At 62.0% G+C, this 19,005-nt stretch carries 22 protein-coding genes; 12 read left to right on the forward strand and 10 right to left on the reverse strand.

The window, feature by feature from the left end; all coding sequences use genetic code 11:
- The first annotated feature begins 134 nt into the window (after positions 1–134).
- Entirely contained in the window at positions 135–1,070 is a 936-nt protein-coding gene (locus C4Q27_RS16150; RefSeq protein WP_041167076.1) for a MerR family transcriptional regulator, read from the forward strand.
- Here the strand turns inward: C4Q27_RS16150 and C4Q27_RS16155 are convergent.
- Positions 1,055–1,672 carry a hypothetical protein gene (locus tag C4Q27_RS16155; protein WP_064491632.1) on the reverse strand — a complete coding sequence of 206 codons (618 nt, stop codon included), beginning with the start codon at positions 1,670–1,672 and terminating at the stop codon, positions 1,055–1,057. The two genes, C4Q27_RS16150 and C4Q27_RS16155, sit on opposite strands and share 16 nt — an antisense overlap.
- Positions 1,673–1,731: 59 nt before the next feature.
- A complete protein-coding gene (locus C4Q27_RS16160; RefSeq protein WP_014592344.1) occupies positions 1,732–2,160 on the reverse strand; it encodes a PAS sensor domain-containing protein in 429 nt (142 codons plus the stop codon).
- 115 nt (positions 2,161–2,275) lie between these two features.
- Here C4Q27_RS16160 and C4Q27_RS16165 point away from each other — a divergent pair, with 115 nt between their 5' ends.
- Entirely contained in the window at positions 2,276–2,731 is a 456-nt protein-coding gene (locus C4Q27_RS16165; RefSeq protein ID WP_003251656.1) for a flavodoxin, read from the forward strand.
- Positions 2,732–2,752: 21 nt separating this feature from the next.
- On the opposite strand, the gene C4Q27_RS16170 is transcribed toward C4Q27_RS16165, so the two are convergent.
- Positions 2,753–3,634, reverse strand: a complete 882-nt coding sequence (locus tag C4Q27_RS16170) for a LysR family transcriptional regulator (protein ID WP_064491629.1) — start codon at positions 3,632–3,634, stop codon at positions 2,753–2,755.
- Between the two features lie 97 nt (positions 3,635–3,731).
- Between C4Q27_RS16170 and C4Q27_RS16175 the strand changes: the two genes are divergently transcribed.
- From C4Q27_RS16175 to C4Q27_RS16190, 4 genes are all read left to right on the forward strand, one after another.
- Positions 3,732–4,118: a CidA/LrgA family protein gene (locus C4Q27_RS16175; RefSeq protein WP_020192814.1), complete on the forward strand. Its 387-nt coding sequence runs from the start codon at positions 3,732–3,734 to the stop codon at positions 4,116–4,118.
- Positions 4,108–4,794, forward strand: coding sequence for an LrgB family protein (locus tag C4Q27_RS16180; protein ID WP_010955287.1), 687 nt, complete (start codon positions 4,108–4,110; stop codon positions 4,792–4,794). The genes C4Q27_RS16175 and C4Q27_RS16180 overlap by 11 nt, the downstream gene beginning before the upstream one ends.
- A gap of 176 nt (positions 4,795–4,970) precedes the next feature.
- Positions 4,971–5,876, forward strand: coding sequence for an alpha/beta fold hydrolase (locus C4Q27_RS16185; protein ID WP_020192813.1), 906 nt, complete (start codon positions 4,971–4,973; stop codon positions 5,874–5,876).
- Positions 5,877–6,208: 332 nt separating this feature from the next.
- Positions 6,209–9,433 carry a hypothetical protein gene (locus tag C4Q27_RS16190; protein WP_104887062.1) on the forward strand — a complete coding sequence of 1,075 codons (3,225 nt, stop codon included), beginning with the start codon at positions 6,209–6,211 and terminating at the stop codon, positions 9,431–9,433.
- Here C4Q27_RS16190 and C4Q27_RS16195 read toward each other — a convergent pair.
- Positions 9,364–10,197 (reverse strand): IclR family transcriptional regulator, encoded by an 834-nt coding sequence (locus C4Q27_RS16195; protein WP_064491627.1) that lies wholly within the window; start codon positions 10,195–10,197, stop codon positions 9,364–9,366. The two genes, C4Q27_RS16190 and C4Q27_RS16195, sit on opposite strands and share 70 nt — an antisense overlap.
- Before the next feature lie 112 nt (positions 10,198–10,309).
- Between C4Q27_RS16195 and hmgA the strand changes: the two genes are divergently transcribed.
- Genes hmgA through maiA form a run of 3 tightly spaced genes read left to right on the forward strand, consistent with a single transcriptional unit; the run spans position 10,310 to position 13,552 of the window.
- The gene (gene hmgA / locus C4Q27_RS16200; RefSeq protein WP_019436969.1) at positions 10,310–11,611 is read left to right on the forward strand and encodes a homogentisate 1,2-dioxygenase; all 1,302 of its coding nucleotides are present in this window, start codon (positions 10,310–10,312) and stop codon (positions 11,609–11,611) included.
- 3 nt (positions 11,612–11,614) lie between these two features.
- Positions 11,615–12,907, forward strand: coding sequence for a fumarylacetoacetase (gene fahA / locus C4Q27_RS16205; protein ID WP_064491625.1), 1,293 nt, complete (start codon positions 11,615–11,617; stop codon positions 12,905–12,907).
- Between the two features lie 12 nt (positions 12,908–12,919).
- Positions 12,920–13,552 (forward strand): maleylacetoacetate isomerase, encoded by a 633-nt coding sequence (maiA, locus tag C4Q27_RS16210; RefSeq protein WP_003251674.1) that lies wholly within the window; start codon positions 12,920–12,922, stop codon positions 13,550–13,552.
- Here maiA and C4Q27_RS16215 read toward each other — a convergent pair.
- Positions 13,546–14,352, reverse strand: coding sequence for a SirB1 family protein (locus tag C4Q27_RS16215; protein WP_064491624.1), 807 nt, complete (start codon positions 14,350–14,352; stop codon positions 13,546–13,548). The two genes, maiA and C4Q27_RS16215, sit on opposite strands and share 7 nt — an antisense overlap.
- 124 nt (positions 14,353–14,476) lie before the next feature.
- On the opposite strand from C4Q27_RS16215, the gene C4Q27_RS16220 reads away from it, so the two are divergent.
- Entirely contained in the window at positions 14,477–15,496 is a 1,020-nt protein-coding gene (locus C4Q27_RS16220) for a Glu/Leu/Phe/Val dehydrogenase dimerization domain-containing protein (RefSeq protein ID WP_020191462.1), read from the forward strand.
- A 58-nt stretch (positions 15,497–15,554) separates the two neighbouring features.
- On the opposite strand, the gene C4Q27_RS16225 is transcribed toward C4Q27_RS16220, so the two are convergent.
- The 3 genes from C4Q27_RS16225 to C4Q27_RS16235 all read right to left on the reverse strand — a co-directional run bounded on the left by C4Q27_RS16225 (position 15,555) and on the right by C4Q27_RS16235 (position 16,775).
- Positions 15,555–15,818 carry a YebG family protein gene (locus tag C4Q27_RS16225; protein WP_003251679.1) on the reverse strand — a complete coding sequence of 88 codons (264 nt, stop codon included), beginning with the start codon at positions 15,816–15,818 and terminating at the stop codon, positions 15,555–15,557.
- A gap of 296 nt (positions 15,819–16,114) precedes the next feature.
- Entirely contained in the window at positions 16,115–16,378 is a 264-nt protein-coding gene (locus C4Q27_RS16230) for a DUF3077 domain-containing protein (RefSeq protein ID WP_104887063.1), read from the reverse strand.
- A gap of 154 nt (positions 16,379–16,532) precedes the next feature.
- Entirely contained in the window at positions 16,533–16,775 is a 243-nt protein-coding gene (locus C4Q27_RS16235) for a hypothetical protein (protein WP_064491623.1), read from the reverse strand.
- 448 nt (positions 16,776–17,223) lie between these two features.
- On the opposite strand from C4Q27_RS16235, the gene C4Q27_RS16240 reads away from it, so the two are divergent.
- A complete protein-coding gene (locus tag C4Q27_RS16240; RefSeq protein WP_003251685.1) occupies positions 17,224–17,694 on the forward strand; it encodes a phosphate-starvation-inducible protein PsiE in 471 nt (156 codons plus the stop codon).
- Between the two features lie 114 nt (positions 17,695–17,808).
- Positions 17,809–18,105, forward strand: a complete 297-nt coding sequence (locus C4Q27_RS16245) for a hypothetical protein (RefSeq protein WP_064491622.1) — start codon at positions 17,809–17,811, stop codon at positions 18,103–18,105.
- A gap of 1 nt (position 18,106) precedes the next feature.
- On the opposite strand, the gene C4Q27_RS16250 is transcribed toward C4Q27_RS16245, so the two are convergent.
- A complete protein-coding gene (locus C4Q27_RS16250; protein WP_064491640.1) occupies positions 18,107–18,409 on the reverse strand; it encodes a DUF3509 domain-containing protein in 303 nt (100 codons plus the stop codon).
- Positions 18,410–18,529: 120 nt separating this feature from the next.
- Positions 18,530–18,877: an HPF/RaiA family ribosome-associated protein gene (locus C4Q27_RS16255; protein WP_014592331.1), complete on the reverse strand. Its 348-nt coding sequence runs from the start codon at positions 18,875–18,877 to the stop codon at positions 18,530–18,532.
- Between the last annotated feature and the right edge of the window lie 128 nt (positions 18,878–19,005).

Raw genomic sequence — 19,005 nt, forward strand, 5'->3', positions numbered from 1 at the left:
AAGAATCGGGCACGCATTATCGCGAAGTTGCGTTCCTCGGCAACTATCAGCTGGCAAACGGTGGGTCCAACAGACCGACACGGTCGTAGTAAGCTATGTGCACAGTTTTTACGCACTCAGGGTACTTCGTGCAGATGAACGAGCAGGGACGTAAACCGGTGATCGATGCGAGTTTCGAGCAGCAGGAGCTGTTTCCGATTCGTGAAGTGTCACGCTTGACCGGTGTCAACGCCGTGACCCTTCGCGCCTGGGAACGCCGTTATGGGCTGATCCAGCCCATCCGTACCGACAGTGGCCACCGCCTGTATTCCCTGGCTGATATCGATGAAATCCGCCGTATCCTCGGTTGGCTGGAGCGCGGCGTGGCGGTCAGCAAGGTGGGCAGCATTCTCGCTCGCGACAATGCGCTCTCCGGGCAGGCTGGCGGCGCGGTGGACGCCTGCCTGCGCTGGCAAAACCAGATTCGCCTGGCGGTACAACACTTCGATGTGGCGAGCCTGAATCGCCTCTATGACGAGGTGTTCGCGGCCAGCACCCTGGACCAGGTTTTCGCCGATGTGTTCATGCCGGTTTGGCATGACATGGTCGTTCGGCAAGGCGGCTATGGGCAGGCCAGCGAATGGCTGTTCTATGACCAGTTCCTGCGCGGTCGGGTTTTCGCCCGCTTGCAGCTGGCCCGTGTGCCGTGTAGCCGCACCGTGCTCTTGGCGCCATTGCCGGGGCAGTGCCATGAGCTTGAGTTGCTGGTAACCAGCCTGATACTGGGCAGCGACGAAACACGCGTGATCCCACTGGCTAACGGGCAGCCGCTGCAAGAGCTTGCGCTGGTCTGCGAACGGCTGAAGCCGGACGCCCTGGTGCTGTTTTCCCATCAGTCCCCCACAGCAGAACTCGCCCGGCACTTCAAGCGCCTGGCATCGATGCTGGAATGCCCATTGTTACTGGCCGGTGAAGCGGCGGAAGCGGTACAGGACAGCCTGGCTGGCAGCCCTGTAGCCTGCCTGGGCGCGCAGGGCAGTGTGATGCGTCAGCGCTTGCGGCAGTTTCTGGCCCGTCAGCTCGATACTTGAGTGTGCAGTTCGGGGTGGGCGTGGCGGTGGGCCTGGAGGATGTAGTCGCGCAGGCGTTCGATTTCTTCGGCTGGGCTTTGGCCGAGGTCGTAGGCAGCCAGGTCCGTGCCGATGCGCCGGCCCAACACACCATGCAGTTCGATCGGGGTGATGCCGCCCGGGGCGAAGCGCAGCTCGAAGCGGGCGGGGGCTGTTGGCAAATCACGGACTTCCAGCAGCACGCCTTTGAAGGAAATCTCGCGCACCCACAGGCCACTTGCCTCGTCATGGGCATCGAGCAGTGCGCTCGGCTGGTCCAGCGACAAGCGCCATGGGCGCAGCATGGGGCCGTCTTCGTAGATTTCCGGTGATCCCAGCTGCAGGTGCAGGGCGTGGAACTCGTCCTCTACCAGCTGCAGGGGAAAACTGATCTGCTGGTTGTTGAACTGGGCCTGCAAGGTCACCTGCTCGTTAGCCACCAACCGGGTGAGCAAGCTTTGTATGCGGCGGTCGCCATTGACCAGCAGGCTCGACATGGTGTCAGCCAGGTTAAGTTGCGGCGAATGCTGCATGTTCTGTATGAAATCCAGCTCGTCCTGGGTCAGGAGCGCGTCTGCTTGCATGATCGAACTCGGTGGTGGCGATTTCTTCAACGGAATTGACCGTGCGTGGCGGACTTGGTTCAGGCGCGTTCGTCGGGTTTCGGACGAGCGCGCAGTTCTGCCAGCTCCCGTTCCAGTTCGACCTGGCGGCTGACGTCCTTCTGGATGCCGATGAAGTAGGTGCGCTGGTCGAAGTCGCTCTTCACCGGCGTGATCGACAGCTCGTTCCAGAAGGCGCTGCCATCCTTGCGATAGTTGCGCAGCACTTCGCGACATGGGCGGCCCTCGGCCATGGCCTTGCGGATGCGTGCGCGGCCAAGCTGGTCACGGTCGTCACCCTGCAGGAACCGGCAATCCTGATAGAGAATCTCGTCACGGCTGTAGCCAGTGAGGCATTCGAAAGCGGCGTTCACGTAGATCAGGATGGTGTCGTCGCCTTCCTTTTCGGCAACCACGATGCCGTCATTGGACGCATCGACCATCGATTGCAGCAATTGCGCATTGATCATGTCCGGGCCATTGGTAAAGAAAAACGGAAGATGGCGCCGTGGGTAACGGCGGCCTTTTGCCAGCGTTGAATGCTAGTATCCTACGTTTTCACTCAGTTTCGGAATCCTCTACCCGATGAAAGTCGCCATTATTTCCGGCTCGGTCTATGGCACCGCCGAAGAAGTCGCCCGTCATGCTGAATCGCTGCTCAAGGCGGCGGGGTTCGAGGCCTGGCATGCTGCGCGTGCCACCCTTCAGGATCTTCAGGGCTTTGCCCCCGACGCCTTGCTGGCCGTGACCTCTACCACCGGCATGGGTGAGCTGCCGGACAACCTCATGCCGCTGTACAGCACCCTTCGTGACACACTGCCTGCGGCCTGGCGCGGCCTGCCTGGCGCGGTGATCGCGCTGGGCGACTCCAGTTACGGCGATACCTATTGCGGGGGAGGCGAGCAGATGCGTGAGCTGTTCGCCGAACTGGGCGTGCGCGAAGTGCAGCCAATGCTGCGCCTGGATGCGAGCGAGACGGTGACCCCGGAAGCGGATGCCGAGCCTTGGCTGGCTGAGTTGGCGAGCGCACTGAACGCCTGACCCGGCACCTGTGCAGGCGCGTTAGCCGTGGGGCTCGCGCAACAAGGCCAACCACGCCTGCGCCGCCCGTGACAGGTAGGCGCCGCGCCGCCAGATAAACGCGATATCCCAACGCAAATCCTCCTGCGCATGCAACGGCACACGCACCACCCCGGGGCGCTCCAGCGCTTTTGCCACCACCCGGGGCAGCATCACCACGCCCTGGCCCGCCGCCACCAGCGCCGCCAAAAAATCCGCCTGGCCGCTGCGCCCGCCTTCCTTGGGGGTGAAGCCCTGCTGCTGGCACGCCTTCAGCAGCCGGTCGTTGAGCACGAAACTGCGCTGGTACAGCAGGAACGGTGTATCGGCCAGTTGCCCCAGGCCCACGGCGTCCAGGCCCGCCAGGGCATGGCCAGCCGGCAGCAAGGCATCCAGCGGTTCGTTGCAGAAGGGCTGGTAGTCGAATGCCTCGTCGGTGGGCGTCAAACAGCCGCCCAGTTCCAGTTCGCCACTTCTGACGGCCTGTTCGACGCTGCGGCTGCCGCCTTCGAGCAGCTGGATGGCGATGTTCGGATGGCGTCGCCGGTACTCGGCGAACAAGCCGGCGAACAACGTGTCGCTGCCAAGCATCGGCAAGCCCAGGCGTAGTTCGCCACGCTCCATCTGGCTGAGATCGTCCAGCTCGTTGAGCAGCGCCTGGCGCTGGCGCAGCAGGGCTTCGCCACGCTCCAGCACGATGCGCCCGGCAGCGGTCAGGTGCAGGTGCGACGCCTGGCGCTCCAGCAGCGGCTGGCCCACATCTTGCTCAAGCTGGGCCACCTGCTTGCTCACGGCCGACTGGCTGATGTGCAGGGTCTGTGCCGCCTGGGTAAAACCGCCACGGTGCACCACTTCGATGAAGCTGCGCAGTTGTTTGAATTCCATGCTTCGAATTCCATTTTGGAATGGCGAGCAGTCTAACAATTCGCTTCTGGCCTAGGCAGCCAAATCCTAAAATGAGGGCCTGTCGAGGAACCCCCCCATGAAACCTGCATTATTGAAAAAAGCCCTGCGCCTGCTTGTCGAGCTGGCGGTTCTCTGTGCGCTGTTCCTGCTTGGTGGTCAGATTGCCAGTTGGCTGGGCTGGCCGATCCCCGGTGGTGTGATGGGCCTGGCACTGCTGTTGATACTGTTCGCTTCGGGTGTGCTCAAACCGGCCATGCTGCAATTGGGGGCCGGCTGGCTGATGGCTGAGATGCTGCTGTTCTTCATCCCGGCGCTGATGAGCCTGCTCGACTATGGCGCATTGATCCGTGAAGAGGGCTGGCGCATCTTGCTGGTGATCGCCGTGAGCACGCTGATGGTGATGATAGTGACCGCCATGACTGTTGAGATGGTGTGCCGCTGGAGGCTGCGCCGTGAGCCTTGAACCCATGCCGCTGTTCTGGTTGGCCTTGACCTTGCTGGCTTACCTGGGCAGCCGTTGGTTGTATCGGCGTAGCCAGCGCTACCTGCTGTCGCCGTTGATCCTGGTGCCGGTGTTGCTGCTGGCTGTGGCCGTGCCGCTGCATACGGCCTATGCCGAGTATGCGCGCAACACCCACTGGTTGATGGGCGTGCTCGGCCCGGTGACTGTCGCCTTCGCGGTGCCGATCTGGCAGCAGCGGGCCATGCTGGCGCGCCATTGGCCGGCCCTGATGGTGGGCATGGTAGCCGGCAGCAGTGCCTCGATCGCCAGCTCCTGGGGGCTGGCGCACCTGTTGGCGCTGGACAGCGCAACCAGCCTGTCGCTGGTGCCGCGCTCGATCACCACGCCATTTGCCATGCCCCTGGCCCATGACCTGGGTGGGGTGCCAGAACTGACCGCGGTGTTCGTGATGTTCACCGGCGTGCTCGGTGCCATGTTCGGCGGTGTGCTGTTGCGTTGGCTGCCGCTGCGTACGCCGTTGGCACGGGGGGCGCTGTTCGGTGTTGGCGCGCATGGTGCCGGGGTCAGCCGGGCGCAGGAAGTGGGCCGTGAGGAAGGCTCGGTGGCCGGCCTGGTGATGGTCCTGACCGGGCTGCTCAACCTGTTCGCGGCGCCGTTGTTGGCCTTGCTGCTCTGACCGTTCGTGCCACTGACTCGCTCAGTCATCAAGCTGGCTGGCAACGCAAGTTCCAGCCAATGGGCTGCTGGCTAGACTTTGCCTCGACATAGAGAGCACATGTAAGTGCCGAGGTGACATGCAATGACCGCAGCCTTGCCCTATTCCGCCAATACCACTACACCGGGACCCAACTGATGCCTATGGCCGAGATTCCATTGTGCGTCTGGCGTACCCGGGCACAGAGTTTCATGTTCCGGGGCCAGAGCATCCGCTACTGGACCGCAGGGCAAGGAGAGCCTCTGCTTCTGTTACACGGTTTCCCCACCGCCAGTTGGGACTGGCACTACCTGTGGGGCCCTCTGAGCCAACGTTTCCGGGTGATCGCTTGCGACATGCTCGGCTTTGGTGATTCGGACAAGCCTGTCGATCACACTTACAGCCTGATGGAGCAGGCAGACTTGCAGCAGGCATTGCTTGCCCATCTGCAGGTCGCGCAGCCCGTGCACCTGCTGGCCCACGACTACGGCGGCAGCGTGGCTCAGGAACTGCTGGCGCGACACCATGAGCAGCGTGCCGACATCGCCAGTTGCGTGTTTCTCAACAGCGGGCTGTTCCCCGAAAGCTGCCGCATGCTACTGATCCAGAAGCTGCTGCTCAGCCGGTTTGGCTGGCTGGTCGGGCGCTCGTTCGGGCGTGACGACCTGGTGCGTAATGTGATGCAGGTGTATGGCCCTTGCACCCATCCCAGTGAAAGCGCGCTGGATGATTTCTGGAGCCTGATCGCTGCCAACCGGGGCACGCGCATCCTGCACAAGCTGGTGGGCTACATGCCGGAGCGCAGGTTACACCGCGAACGCTGGGTCGGGGCGATGCAACGTAAAGGCGTGCCGCTGCGCTTGATCAATGGCGTGGTCGACCCGCTTTCCGGCGCGCACATGCTTGAGCGCTACCGGCAACTGGTGCCGGAGCCGGACACCGTGCAGTTACTGGGCATTGGCCATTACCCGCATACTGAAGCGCCGGTGCAGGTGCTGCGCCACTACCTGGCCTTTCGTGAGCAGCCGCTGAGCTTCTACCCGCCGAAAGTGGCGTGGTCATGACGAGGCTTCGGCGTCGGCCACCTGACAGCCAGGGTGCATGTTCAGACGCCAAAAAAAAGGCCGCTGCAAGCCGCAGCGGCCAATCGAGACGTCAGATCAAGGAGCTTCAAAATCTACGTCGGTGAACCTGGCAGGCTTGAAAGGCGGGGGGAGAGCCCTTCAAGCCGGCCAGTGAGTCAAGAATAAGCGCTTGATCCGTCAGGAAAAATAGCTTCTGTCGACATTCACCGTTACGTATCAGGCAACAGTGCCAAGTGCTGGGTAAGCTTCCCTGCGCTATTGCCTTTATCATCCGTTCACTCTGCTGCTTCGGTAATTTTGGAGCACAGTTCATGTCTTTCGATTTTAATTTTGGCACCCACGATCTCGGTGAGGGGTGCCCAGATGCAGGCTCTGTGAAAGAACAGGTGAAGGCCATGATGGCTCACGCCCAGGAGCTGCAACAACTGATGGCTACGGTTGCGCAACTGGCCAGCCTGATCCCGGAGGCTCATCGACAACAGTTCACCGAGCAGAAGCGTTTACCGTTGGCGGTTGTCGAGTCGCTTGTGCCGCAAAGGCAGGCGGTGCTTGACCAGTGGTGGGAGCAACAGTCCAGATTAAGTTTGAAACCACTTACCCTGGCGTCCCGTTTGATCCAGCTGATGTTTGCCGAAACGCGCCTCAAGGCCCTTACGTTCAAGGCCTGGGAAGCCGGTATCGAGGCCCTCGAACAGGACGGGGACGCAAACAAGCATGAGGTGTACCTGGTTGCCGGAGATTTGCGCTTTCGCTTGCCGGGTGTCGTTGCCAGCAGTCATGACCTCGAACAGAACCCGTACGCCCCTGCGGATTTTCTGATTTACAGCCTGGCCAGCGGTTGCTGGTTCGACACTGAACGCGCGCGCGCAGCCAGCGCAATCGCCCCTGCCTTTGCTGAAGGCAGCCCGTTGCGTTGGCTGTTGTCTTCGCAAGAGCGGGCGGCGTTGTCTACAGAGGGTTTGACACTCGATTTCGTGCCGCTGCAGGTGCCACTTCACAGGTATTTCATCCGTGATCTGCAGGCTATCCAGCTTAAGGCCACCCAGCGCAGCCTGAGGATCAAGGTCGATGACGCCCGGCGTCTGGCCCAGCTCGACAGTGCGGCTCGGCTTGAGCCTCTGGTGGCTGCGCTGCAGAAACGTGCGACGCGGCATGTGCGAGCGTACCGCACCAGCCTGCTGCCCGAATGGCGGCGGTTCATGCAGGGCGAGGAACTGCAAGCCTATCGACAACTGGAAGATGACCTGCAGGTGAAGGAGCAGCGTTGCACCGAGCGTCTGGCGCAATGGCGCGACCTGCGCAGCTTCGCCAGGAAACAGGTCAAGCAAGCCCTTGGCCTGGATATCGACCCCGAGCAGGTACGACTGCGTGTCAGTCACGTCGATGACCCTGAGCAGGCGATGAAACACACCCTGCTCGATTGGGCGCTGAGTGGTGGCTACAGCGGGGGCCAGCTCAAGGTCGAAGTCCTGGGTGAGCGGCACCGTTCATTGTTGGGGAGTACCTCTATCCAGAGCATGATCGAAAAACTGGATTTGCGCGTGAACTACGTCAAGCAGATCCGTACGCTCTATGACGACACTCTGACCATGGCCGCACTGTGTGAGGTGCTTGATGCACGCCTGGCGCTGGCCAATCAGGCCGCTCGTCATCAGGGTTTTCACCCGGCGGCGTTCGATCTGTTGCACCACGCACGCCTGGGGAAAATGCAGGCCAATGTCATCAGCGCCGGTCTGGTTTGCCTCGATGGTGCGCAAACGCCCTTGAAGGACCTGCTGTGCCTGGTGCAGGGCGATCAGTACTTGCTCTACGCCCCTGGTGCACCAGGAGGCGATTTTCATCTTTTCGACTCACTCGAAAAAATGGCGCTCGAAATCGGTAGCTGGACCTTGTGGCCGGTAGGCAGTGAGTACCTGCTGGGGCAATGCTCGCGGGCCCAGCATGATTCGCTCAAGCGCCATTTGCGCAAGGTCGAGCTGCTACCCACCGACTGGTCCATGCACAGCGTGACGCTCGCGCCGATCAAGTCGCAGCAGTGGCCGGATGTGCTCAAAGCTCTGGCCAAGCGCAAGATCCTTGCCCTGATCGAGGATCAACAGGCCACCACGCCAAGCTGGTTCATCAAGGCCAGTCGTACCGAGCAGCAGGCACTGGTTGATATCGACCAACTGCTCAAGCTGGCGCAGGCCAGGTATCAGTCGCTGATGAAGATGCCGAGCTTTCGCACCTTCGCCCATCGACAGGTGACGGAAAAGATCAATTCATACCCGGGCAATCGCGGCGGCCCAATCAACCCGGATCAGGTATTGATAGCGCTGGAAGAGGATGCTTTTCGCACACTGACGCAGACCGTCATCAAAGGGTACCCCACGTATTACAATTTTTCCGGCTTTGCCCGCATCACCTCGGCTACCGGCCAGGATATCTCGCACCTGAGCCCGGCGCTGCTGGGGAGCTACATCCGTGCTGCCGACCTGGGCAACAAGTACATCGAAGAAGTGAAAGCGCAGTTACTCGACCGCTCCAGGCCGGAATATGAAAGGCTCAGGCAGTGTTATCGCACGCTCTTCGCTTTGAAGATCAGGCGTGCCGTGCTCAGCGAGAAACTTCTGGGCAGTTTGTCGCGCCGCCATGCGCAGTGGCTGGAGTCGGTGAGCGACAGCTTTTCGGGGACCTCGATCGACGCGGCGTGCAACCTTTATCCGTTGTGGATGGACGATTGCCCCGTCCAGGGTGCCTACCTGCTGAAACATGCTTGGGACCGCGAGCTTGAGGCCTTGGTCTATCTGCCAGAAATCGAGCAGGGGCCCACGCTGCGGACCCTCAGCGAGCTGGCAAGGACTTGGCGTGAGCACGACTTGGCAGGTTATTGCCAAGACCGCGTGCCGTTATCGAACCAGGCGCGCCTGAACGTATTGATCGAAGAGCAACTGCGCGCCGGGGATGGCATTGAGGTGGTGCTGGACGCCGTTGCCCGAGGCAGGGGCGTGCGGCCGCCGATAGGCGAGACCGGGCGTATCGGGGATCCTGTCCAGGACCTGGAGAAACGTATCAGGCGGATGATCAACGAAGCCGCTGAAGACAGCGCCGACGCTGCCGAGCGTATTTCGGCCGTGGTGGTGGAGTGGGGGATCGTACTGGCCGGCATCCTCACCGTGCCGTTTCCGCCGGCGGCTATGGCCGTCGGGCTGTTCTGTGCGGCCAGGTCCTTTGTCACCGGGGCCATCGCGTGGAGCGATGGCGACCGTTCCGCCGCCTTGCTGTCGTTCGCGGCGGGGGTTGCAGGAACGGTGGCTTCCACGGGGGTCTTGGTGCGGCTGTTCGGTGCCGCACAGAAATACATCACCGTGCTTTCCCGGGCAGAGGTGTCTCAGCCCACGGCATTCTCGCGTGTGATCGGGCGGCTATGCGATGACTACGGCGATTTGGTGAGTGAGGTGGCGCCCGCCCTTTATGACGGCTTCTCTCAGGAACTGCTCTGGCTCGTCGAGGAGGAAACGCTAGACGTCGAAGCGCAGTGTGGGTTGCCCGCGTAACCCATGCGCCAGCTCACGGTTCGTGCGGCCGTGAGCAGGCGCTGCGCCGCCGGCCCATGTTCATCGGCATGGAAGATCGACGTCGGCCCGACCACGGTCATCACCGCGGCGATCTGCCCCATGGCGTTGAATACCGGCGCCGACAGCGCATCCACCCCCGGCATCAGCAGGCCATGCACATGGTGCAGGCCCTTTTCGCGGATGCCGGCCAGCAGTGTGTGGTAGTCACTGGCGGTTTGTTGCAATGCAGCCAGTTCCCTGTCGCGCAGTTCCTGGGTTTCTCGCTCGGGCAGGTAGGCGGCGAATACCAGGCCAGTGGACGAACTGAGCAACGGCAGCACCGAACCGATCTGGGTCACCACGGTGACCGCGCGCACGGCAGGTTCGATGCTTACTACCGTGGCCCCCTGGTTGCCCCACACGGCGATGAAGCAGCTTTCGTTGAGCTCATCTCGCAACTGCGACAACGGCATTGCCGCCACCTTCAGCACATCGATGCTGCCCAGCGCCGCCAGCCCCACCCGCAATGCCTCGCGCCCCAGCCCGTAATGGTTGGTGGCCGTATCCTGTTCGGCAAAACCACTGGCAATCAGCGCCTGCAGGTAGCGATGCACTTTGCTCGCAGGCATCTGCACGTGCTCGGCCAGGCGTGATAGTGACGTCGAGGGTGAGAGTTCAGCGAGGGCCTTGAGGATATCGGTGCCGACTTCCGCCGAGCGGACCTTCTGCTTGCCGGTGTCGGTGGAGGCGTTGGCTTTGGCCATGGGAGGGGAGGTTCCGGGTTTATCGTGTCGCCTTTATAGCTTGACGCCTTGAACGGAGCAAATTACGTTATTCGTAATCTGATTACGAAAAAAACAAAACCCGGAGGCATCGATGAACCGCGACACGTCGCCCGACCTTCACTACCTGAGCGGCTTCGGCAACGAATTCGCCAGCGAAGCATTGCCCGGGGCGCTGCCTGTCGGGCAGAACTCCCCGCAGAAGGCCCCGTATGGCCTGTATGCCGAGCTGCTGTCGGGCACGGCGTTCACCATGACCCGCAGCGAGCTGCGCCGTACCTGGCTGTACCGCATTCGCCCTTCTGCCTTGCACCCACGCTTCGAGCGCCTGGCGCGCCAGCCGCTCGGCGGGCCACTGGGTGGCATCAACCCCAACCGCCTGCGCTGGAGCCCGCAGCCGATTCCTGCTGAACCGACCGATTTCATCGAAGGTTGGCTGCCCATGGTTGCCAACGCCGCAGCGGAAAAACCGGCTGGCGTGAGCATCTACATCTATCGCGCCAACCGGTCCATGGAACGGGTGTTCTTCAACGCTGACGGTGAGCTACTGCTGGTGCCGGAACAGGGTCGCCTGCGTATCGCCACCGAACTGGGCGTGATGGAGGTCGAACCGCTGGAAATTGCGGTGATCCCACGTGGCATGAAGTTCCGCGTCGAACTGCTCGACGGCCAGGCCCGTGGCTACATCGCGGAAAACCACGGTGCGCCGCTGCGTCTGCCGGACCTGGGCCCGATCGGCAGCAACGGCCTGGCCAACCCCCGCGACTTCCTCACGCCCGTGGCCCACTACGAAGAAGCCGAAGGCCCGGTGCAACTGGTACAGAAGTTCCTGGGGGAACACTGGGCCTGCGAGCTGCAGCACTCGCCACTGGACGTTGTGGCCTGGCATGGCAGCAACGTGCCGTACAAGTATGACCTGCGCCGCTTCAACACCATCGGCACGGTCAGCTTCGACCACCCGGACCCCTCGATCTTCACCGTGCTCACCTCGCCAACCAGCGTGCATGGCATGGCCAACATGGACTTCGTGATTTTCCCGCCACGCTGGATGGTGGCCGAGAACACCTTCCGTCCGCCATGGTTCCACCGCAACCTGATGAACGAGTTCATGGGCCTGATCAATGGCGCCTACGACGCCAAGGCCGAGGGCTTCCTGCCGGGTGGTGCCTCGTTGCACGGGGTGATGAGTGCCCATGGCCCCGACGCCGAAACCTGTGAAAAGGCCATTGCCGCTGACCTGGCGCCACACAAGATCGACAACACCATGGCCTTCATGTTCGAGACCAGCCAAGTGTTGCGCCCGAGCCTGCAAGCCCTTGAATGCCCGCAATTGCAGGCCGACTACGATAGTTGCTGGGCGACTTTGCCGAGCACCTTCAACCCGAACCGGAGATAACCCATGAACCACTCTGCCAATGCCCGTAGCTGGGTCGAGCACGCCAACGGGCACAGCGACTTCCCCCTGCAGAACCTGCCATTGGGCATCTTCAGCCGGCCGGGTGAAGCCAGGCGCTGTGGCGTGGCCATCGGCGACGCGATCCTCGACCTGGAGGCGGTGCTGGCCGCCGGGCTGTTCGACGGGGCGGCCAAGGCCGCCGTTGAAGCCACCCGCGGCGGGGCTCTGAACGCATTCTTCGCTTTGGGCCGCAACGCCCGCGTAGCCCTGCGCGAGCGTTTGCAGGTGCTGCTGGGCGAGCACAGCGAACACCAGGCAGCCCTGAAGCCGGCGCTGCTCCCGGCCAGCGACTGCCAGCTGCACGTGCCAGCGCAGATCGGTGACTACACCGATTTCTACGTTGGTATCGAGCATGCGAAGAACGTGGGCAAACTGTTCCGCCCCGACAACCCACTGCTGCCCAACTACAAGTACGTGCCGATCGGTTATCACGGCCGCGCCTCCACCATCCGCCCGTCCGGCACCGACGTGCGTCGGCCCAAGGGTCAGACCCTGCCGGCCGGGCACACCGAGCCGAGCTTCGGCCCTTGCGCTCGTCTGGACTACGAACTGGAACTGGGTATCTGGATTGGCCAGGGCAATGACATGGGCCAGGCAATTCCGGTAGGCGATGCCGCCGAGCACGTAGCCGGCCTGTGCCTGCTCAACGATTGGTCGGCGCGCGATATCCAGGCCTGGGAATACCAGCCACTGGGGCCGTTCCTGTCCAAGAGCTTCATCACCACCATTTCGCCCTGGGTGGTCACCGCCGAAGCGTTGGAACCGTTCCGCTGCGCCCAGCCGGAGCGCCCGGAGGGCGACCCGCAGCCACTGTCGTACCTGCTGGACAAGCGCGACCAGGCCAGCGGTGCATTTGATATCGAACTCGAAGTGCTGCTGCTGACCGAGCGCATGCGTGAGCAGGGCATTGCCCCGCACCGCCTGACTCTGAGCAACACCCGCAGCATGTACTGGACCGTGGCACAGCTGGTGGCGCACCACAGCGTCAACGGCTGCCAGCTGCAGCCGGGTGACCTGTTCGGTTCGGGCACGCTGTCGGGCGCCACGCCGGGATCGTTCGGTAGCCTGCTGGAGATCACCGAAGGCGGCAAACTGCCGGTCGAGCTGGCCAGCGGCGAGGTGCGCAAATTCCTTGAAGACGGCGACGAAATCATCCTGCGTGCCCGCTGCACACGTGACGGCGTGGCCAGCATCGGTTTCGGTGAGTGCCGCGGCACGGTCATCGCAGCCAACTGAGGAGGCAGGGGTATGGAGCTGTACACCTATTACCGTTCCACCTCGTCCTACCGGGTGCGCATTGCCCTGGCACTGAAGGGGCTGGCTTACCAGTCCCTGCCGGTCAACCTGCTGCAGGGTGAGCAGCGTGGCGAGGGCTATGTAGCCGTCAACCCGCAGGGCCGCGTACCGGCCTTGCGCACCGACGGTGGTGAGGTGCTGGTGCAGTCGCCGGCGATCATCGAGTACCTGGAAGAGGTTTATCCACAGCCTGCGTTGCTGCCGGCCACAGCCGAGGCACGGGCCAAGGTACGTGGGGTGGCGGCCATCATTGGTTGCGACATTCATCCGCTGCACAACGTCAGTGTGCTCAACCGGCTGCGCCAGGCCGGTCAGGATGAGGGGCAGGTCAACCAGTGGATCGGCCACTGGATCAGCCAAGGGCTCGCGGCAGTGGAGCAACTGATTGGCGATCACGGTTTCTGCTTTGGCGACACGCCTGGGCTGGCGGATGTGTACCTGATCCCGCAGTTGTACGCGGCCGAACGCTTCAACATCGACCTCGACAGCTTCCCGCGCATCCTGCGGGTTGCCGCACTGGCGGCCGCGCACCCGGCGTTCGCCAAGGCCCATCCCGCCCAGCAGCCGGACAGCCCGGCTCAGTGAAGTGAACGGTTCGCCGCCGGAAGCTTGCCGATTCGCTCGGACAGCTTCAGGCGCTGGACCGGGTCTTCCGTCAGCAGCAATGCATGCTCCAGGTCGAAGCGCTCGGCCTGTGGGCAATCCAGATGATGGTAGAGCGAGGCGCGAGTCATGTAGTCGCTCACCTGCACCGGGCCCAACTGCATGATCCGCTCTGCATCGATCAACGCCGCCAGGTGGTTGTCGTTACTGATGTGCAGTTGGCGCAGGTTGCGTGACAGGCGTTGCAGTATCTGCAGCGGGCTGGCGCTGCGCAGGTGCTCGGCTGTCAGCGCCAGGTGCGGGCCGAACTGGCGCGCCAGCAATTCGCGGCAGTCGCTGGGATACAGGCGCCGGCCGCCACAGGGATCGAGCAGGTGGTCGGCACCCGGCACGCGCAGCAGGAAATGGCCAGGGAAGCCCACACCCTCCAGCGGTATGGACAGGCGTCTGGCCAGTTCCAAAGCGAGGATGGCCAGGGTCAGTGGTTGGCCGCGGCGGCGCTGCAGTACCTTGTCCATCATCGCCGCATGGGGGCGCAAGGGGTGATATTCATCCTGCTGAAAGCCCAGCGCATTCAGCTGGCGCAGCAGTGGCTGGGCCAGTTCGCTTAGGGGAAGCATCGGCAGGTTGGCGCTTATCTCGCGCTGCAGGTCGTGCAGCGCAGCAAGGCTGGCCGCGGGCTCGACACCAGGGTCGTGCTCGGCGGCAATCCACAATGCGGCTTCCAGCAGGTCGACAGGCTCGCGTTCCAGGCAGGCCAGGCAGGCTTGACGTGGCTTCATGGGGCATCTCCACACACGTTTGAGTATTAGCCGTGGCGCGGGGTTTCGTCCAGTGGTCCGGCGGCGGCGTCAACGCTGATGCCGTGCCTATACTGGAAGGAGCACCTCTTAGGGGAGCCGGTCGATGTTCGCGCTGATGCAAAGCACCCGTACCCAGTCACTGCACCTGTTCAATGACCCGTCTACGGGCCTGAAAGCCGTTGTGGCAATCCACAGTGAGCATTTGGGCCCGGCCATGGGGGGATGCCGCTATCTACCTTACGCCGATGACGAAAGCGCCATGACCGACGCTATTCGCCTGGCCCAGGGCATGAGCTACAAGGCAGCACTGGCCGGCTTGCCGATGGGGGGCGGCAAGGCGGTGATCATGCGCAACCCGCATGTGGAAAACCGCGCCGCGCTGTTCGAGGCCTTTGGCCGCTTCATCGATACCTTCCATGGCCGCTTCATTATCGCCGTGGACAGTGGCACCTCGACCTTGGACATGGACTGCATTGCCCACAGCACTCCCTACGTGACCAGCACCACTGCGTCGGGCGATCCATCGCCACATGCGGCGATGGGGGTGTTCGCGGGCATACGTGCCACAACCTCGTTCCGGCTGGGCAGCGATGACCTGAGAGGCTTGCGGGTAGCGGTGCAGGGGTTGGGCAATGTCGGTTATGCACTTGCGGAGCAATTGCATGCGGTGGGCGCGGAGCTGCTGGTCAGCGACCTGGACCCGGGGCGGGTGCGGCTGGCGATGGAGCAGTTCGATGCCAAACCGGTGACCAACGATGCGTTGATCAGTACCCCTTGCGATATCTTTGCACCCTGCGGCGTGGGCCCGGTACTGAACGGGCAGAGCGTGATGCAACTGCGTTGTGCGGCAGTGGCGGGGGCGGCCAACAACCAGCTGACTACCTTGCAGGTGGCAGACCAGCTGGAGTCGCGCGGCATATTGTATGCACCTGACTACGTGATCAATGCCGGTGGGCTGATCTATGTGGCACTCACCCACCGTGGCGAAGACCAGCGCACCATTACTGCGCACCTGGCGCGGATCCCTTCACGGCTGACCGAAGTGTTTGGCCATGCGCAGGCGGAGAAGCGTTCGCCGGCAAGGGTGGCGCAGATGTTGGCGGAGCGGTTGTTGTATGGCTGAAGGTTGATGATGGCGTGGTGGGCCACTTCGCGGGTAAACCCGCACACCTCCGGCGATATCACTCGGCAGCAGTACCCTCAAGCAATTCAGCCAACGCATCCGGCTGGCTTTTGAACGCCCGGGCGAACACATCGCGGTTCTTCGCCATGTAGATACCGGCTTCCTCGACCTGCTGCTCGGTCAGCGACGGAACCGCCTTGTGCAGCACTTCGGCCAGGCGCTCGGCCAGTTCGAGCATTTTGTCGTGACGGTCTGCTTCGGCCTTATCCATGAACAAGCGCTCCGGGTCGCGGCTGCTGCGGTACACCACTTCGACGGCCATTCATCACCTCTATGCCTTTTTGCTGGTTGCTTTGCGATTTACTGTATCTATATACAGTAATGGCAATGCTGGTTGGTTCGCAAGCAGAAATTGTAGCGTGGTACAGACCGAGCGCTGCGGGTGTGCCTTTGCCAGGAACAATGTATGACCGGGGGATATTGGCCAGCAGGTCCGGCCTATTCGCGGGTAAACCCGCTCCTACAATGGTACGCCGCGCGGGCGGGGCTCGATTTCACAGGCGCTGAAACTGCTGCGGCAAACACATAGAGGCCTTCATCCAACCTGAAGCGAAATCCTCATTGCTTCATGCCCAGCTCGGCATCATCCATCAGCGCCTTGGCCATGGCTCTCAGATAATGGGCGGCCCATATCATCATGGGCTTCTCCTCCATCAGGCCAGTAATGGTCAATTCACGCACATAGCCCATCAATTCCGACGACTGCTCGCGGGCGTCCCTGCAGGGGATGCCGGGCTCGATGCGGAACAGTGGATGGGTGCTGTTTTCGCCTTGATAGAAAGTGGTCTTGCCGACGGTGAATTGGGTGTCTTCTGTTGTCATTGTTCAATTCCCTGAAGTTTCTCGAGTGCCTGGCCGACCCTTTCGCGGGCATGCCCGCTCCCACAGGTACAGTGCAAGTCTTGAAGACTGTGGTGATCCTGTGGGAGCGGGCGAGCCCGCGAAGAGGCCGGCCCTCCCGGCGCATTAACCAGCCTTAGTGCGAAGTCCTGGGCTCAGCGGGCATCTGCACCTGAACCAGTGCCGACTCAAGCAGAGCCCGCAGCGCCTCCAGCTCATGCATCGAGGTCATCATCAGGATCGAAACCGGTGATTTGGGCTGAAGCAGCAACGCCTGATGCACCACGGTGGCTGCGCACAACGCGTAGTCGGTGGCCTGGATCAGGGTGTCTTCGAGGGAATGGGGGTAATGGGGTGGATCGGGAACTACTTTCAGCATGGTGAAGGCCTGTTCAAAGTTGGGGCCACCACCTCCTGCTGTCAAACAATGAGGCGGCAGCTGTACATGGGTTGACAGACCGGTGAACAGAACCAAAAGCCGGCGCACACGAGGTGCCCCATGACAGCTGCCATAAAGGCAAAGCCATGTGGTTAGTTCAGGGCGGCCTGTCAAAGCCGGTCGCTGATTGGCAGCGACGACCCCAGACTAGTGCGCATGCCCGAACGCCACAATGGCAGGGAGTATCTTTGGGAAATGCCCTACAAGGAAGGGGTTAAATCTGATTCTTCCCCAAGCACGGCGTGCTTTTTTGCAATGCGCCACGCCTCAAGGTGCCTTGCGGCAATCGGTCGCCTTCCAAGACAGGGGCTTGGCCCTTTAACTGCATGGCACAAGCGTCACATCAGCGACGCATCATCCTTAAAGACGTATCGGGGAATGGAACATCGTGAACATCAAATGGGCAGAAAAACTGCGCAAGGGCCTGCACGGCTCGGCCGACTCGCTGGGCAACCTGTGTGTCGAGGCGTTCCATTACCTGGCGCTGTTCGGCATTGGCGCCATCACCGCCTACGCGGCAGTAGTGACGTTCCTGGACATGCTGGGCAAGGGCGGGATCAGTGTCGATGACATCCTGCTGTTGTTCATCTACCTGGAGCTGGGGGCGATGGTGGGGATCTACTTCAAGACCAACCACATGCCGATCCGCTTCCTGCTGTACGTGGCAATCACCGCGCTCACTCGCCTGCTGATCGGCGATGTTTCGCATCACAAGGCACCGGATGAAGGGCTGCTGTACCTGTGCGGCGGCATCCTGCTGCTGGCGTTCTCGATCCTGGTGGTGCGCTACGCTTCGTACCGCTACCCCTCGACCAAGGTGCTGGACGCCAACGGCAAGGCAGTGGAGGAGGGTAAGTAAAGGGGCTACTTACCCAGTGCCAAGGCCTGCGGTGCAGGTTGTTGAATCCTGGCTGGCGCTCGGGAAAGAATCGCGACATTGGGTTGCGGTCATTGGGTGCCAAAGGAGACAGCAATGAGTGTGACCACCGAACAAGTACATGCCCATCTCAAGACTGCGCTGAAGCTCGACCCCGATGCTGTGCATGTCACCGAAGTTGCCGATATGATCGGACTGGACGTGATACGTAGCCGCACGCTGCTCGAAGAGTCGCTGCACTGGTTGAAACAGAATCAGGAACCGACCTACGACCAAGGCCTGTTCGGCCTGTTCGATAAACCCAGTACCTTCGACCCGGCGCATCGGGTAGCTGGTTTGCGCCTGCCCGACCTGGAGCGTGAAATCGGGCGGATGCTGGGGAGGTTGGGCTGAGTCAGTTGGTCATGCTTACTGCCGCGAACGGTCGGGCGTTTGTGCTCGGTTCGCGGGTCAGTGCTGCCAACACCTGCAAAGGGTTCTGCCCCAATTCGATGGCCAAGCCCAAGCGGATGCTGTCGATCACCCGCTGCAGGCGCACCGGGTCGTTGCGTTGGGCCGGGGTGATGAGGCGCTTGGCGACCACGCCGGCGTCGTCGGACAGGGTCAGCATGATGCTGCCGTCGAGGTTCGCAATGCTCAGGTTCACCCGGTATTCGGGGGCGAATGCAGCACTGATTCGTTCGAATGGGTTGTTCATGGTCTTGCTTCTGCGGTGAGTGATGCAGAGGTTGACCGGGACGTTCGCACGTTGGTTCAGCGCCATTGATCGGCACAAACGAAAACGCCCGGCTCAAGGCCGGGCGTTTTGCATTGCCGATCAGGCGTCCGGGTCACTCAGTTCCAAGGCGCCGCGCTTGCTGCGCAGCTTGCCGTAGAAGTGCTCCAGCGCGTGATTGAGCTTGGTGGCGGCACCGTCGACTGCCTGGTCCAGCGAACTGGCGGTGTGGGTCACGGAAATCGGTTGGTGGCCTTTCGGGCGAGCCTCCATCTGGCAGCGTTTGTCATGCGGTCCGGGCTTGACGCCGTTCTCGTCGCGCAGGTGAACCTCGATGCGGGTGAGGTCTTCTTCGTAACGTTCCAGCGAGTTCTGCAGTGTGCTGCGGACCCACTGGTCGAGCCGGGCGTTACCGTCGAAATCGTTGCTGCTGTTGACCTGGATTTGCATGATTCAATCCTTATTCAGCTTGCTCGCATGGAGACGCGCCTAGGCCCTTGAGACCCTTGGAATTTCTGCGCCTCTTGACTCTAAGGTCAGGCAACTGCGGAATGAATTCAAGCCCTTTTTGAAAATAA

The sequence above is a fragment of the Pseudomonas sp. SWI36 genome, assembly GCF_002948105.1.
In the GTDB taxonomy this organism is placed as follows: Bacteria; Pseudomonadota; Gammaproteobacteria; order Pseudomonadales; family Pseudomonadaceae; genus Aquipseudomonas; species Aquipseudomonas alloputida.

What these genes read in the sequence shown, in the direction of transcription:
- C4Q27_RS16190 (WP_104887062.1), top strand. Translation starts at nt 6,209, where the DNA reads ATGTCTTTCGATTTTAATTTTGGCACCCACGATCTCGGTGAGGGGTGC.
- C4Q27_RS16255 (WP_014592331.1), bottom strand. Translation starts at nt 18,877, where the DNA reads ATGCAAATCCAGGTCAACAGCAGCAACGATTTCGACGGTAACGCCCGG.
- C4Q27_RS16160 (WP_014592344.1), bottom strand. Translation starts at nt 2,160, where the DNA reads ATGATCAATGCGCAATTGCTGCAATCGATGGTCGATGCGTCCAATGAC.
- C4Q27_RS16245 (WP_064491622.1), top strand. Translation starts at nt 17,809, where the DNA reads ATGAGTGTGACCACCGAACAAGTACATGCCCATCTCAAGACTGCGCTG.
- C4Q27_RS16150 (WP_041167076.1), top strand. Translation starts at nt 135, where the DNA reads ATGAACGAGCAGGGACGTAAACCGGTGATCGATGCGAGTTTCGAGCAG.
- C4Q27_RS16185 (WP_020192813.1), top strand. Translation starts at nt 4,971, where the DNA reads ATGCCTATGGCCGAGATTCCATTGTGCGTCTGGCGTACCCGGGCACAG.
- C4Q27_RS16165 (WP_003251656.1), top strand. Translation starts at nt 2,276, where the DNA reads ATGAAAGTCGCCATTATTTCCGGCTCGGTCTATGGCACCGCCGAAGAA.
- C4Q27_RS16195 (WP_064491627.1), bottom strand. Translation starts at nt 10,197, where the DNA reads ATGGCCAAAGCCAACGCCTCCACCGACACCGGCAAGCAGAAGGTCCGC.
- C4Q27_RS16215 (WP_064491624.1), bottom strand. Translation starts at nt 14,352, where the DNA reads ATGAAGCCACGTCAAGCCTGCCTGGCCTGCCTGGAACGCGAGCCTGTC.
- C4Q27_RS16175 (WP_020192814.1), top strand. Translation starts at nt 3,732, where the DNA reads ATGAAACCTGCATTATTGAAAAAAGCCCTGCGCCTGCTTGTCGAGCTG.
- maiA (WP_003251674.1), top strand. Translation starts at nt 12,920, where the DNA reads ATGGAGCTGTACACCTATTACCGTTCCACCTCGTCCTACCGGGTGCGC.
- fahA (WP_064491625.1), top strand. Translation starts at nt 11,615, where the DNA reads ATGAACCACTCTGCCAATGCCCGTAGCTGGGTCGAGCACGCCAACGGG.
- C4Q27_RS16155 (WP_064491632.1), bottom strand. Translation starts at nt 1,672, where the DNA reads ATGCAAGCAGACGCGCTCCTGACCCAGGACGAGCTGGATTTCATACAG.
- hmgA (WP_019436969.1), top strand. Translation starts at nt 10,310, where the DNA reads ATGAACCGCGACACGTCGCCCGACCTTCACTACCTGAGCGGCTTCGGC.
- C4Q27_RS16220 (WP_020191462.1), top strand. Translation starts at nt 14,477, where the DNA reads ATGTTCGCGCTGATGCAAAGCACCCGTACCCAGTCACTGCACCTGTTC.
- C4Q27_RS16225 (WP_003251679.1), bottom strand. Translation starts at nt 15,818, where the DNA reads ATGGCCGTCGAAGTGGTGTACCGCAGCAGCCGCGACCCGGAGCGCTTG.
- C4Q27_RS16250 (WP_064491640.1), bottom strand. Translation starts at nt 18,409, where the DNA reads ATGAACAACCCATTCGAACGAATCAGTGCTGCATTCGCCCCCGAATAC.
- C4Q27_RS16230 (WP_104887063.1), bottom strand. Translation starts at nt 16,378, where the DNA reads ATGACAACAGAAGACACCCAATTCACCGTCGGCAAGACCACTTTCTAT.
- C4Q27_RS16235 (WP_064491623.1), bottom strand. Translation starts at nt 16,775, where the DNA reads ATGCTGAAAGTAGTTCCCGATCCACCCCATTACCCCCATTCCCTCGAA.
- C4Q27_RS16170 (WP_064491629.1), bottom strand. Translation starts at nt 3,634, where the DNA reads ATGGAATTCAAACAACTGCGCAGCTTCATCGAAGTGGTGCACCGTGGC.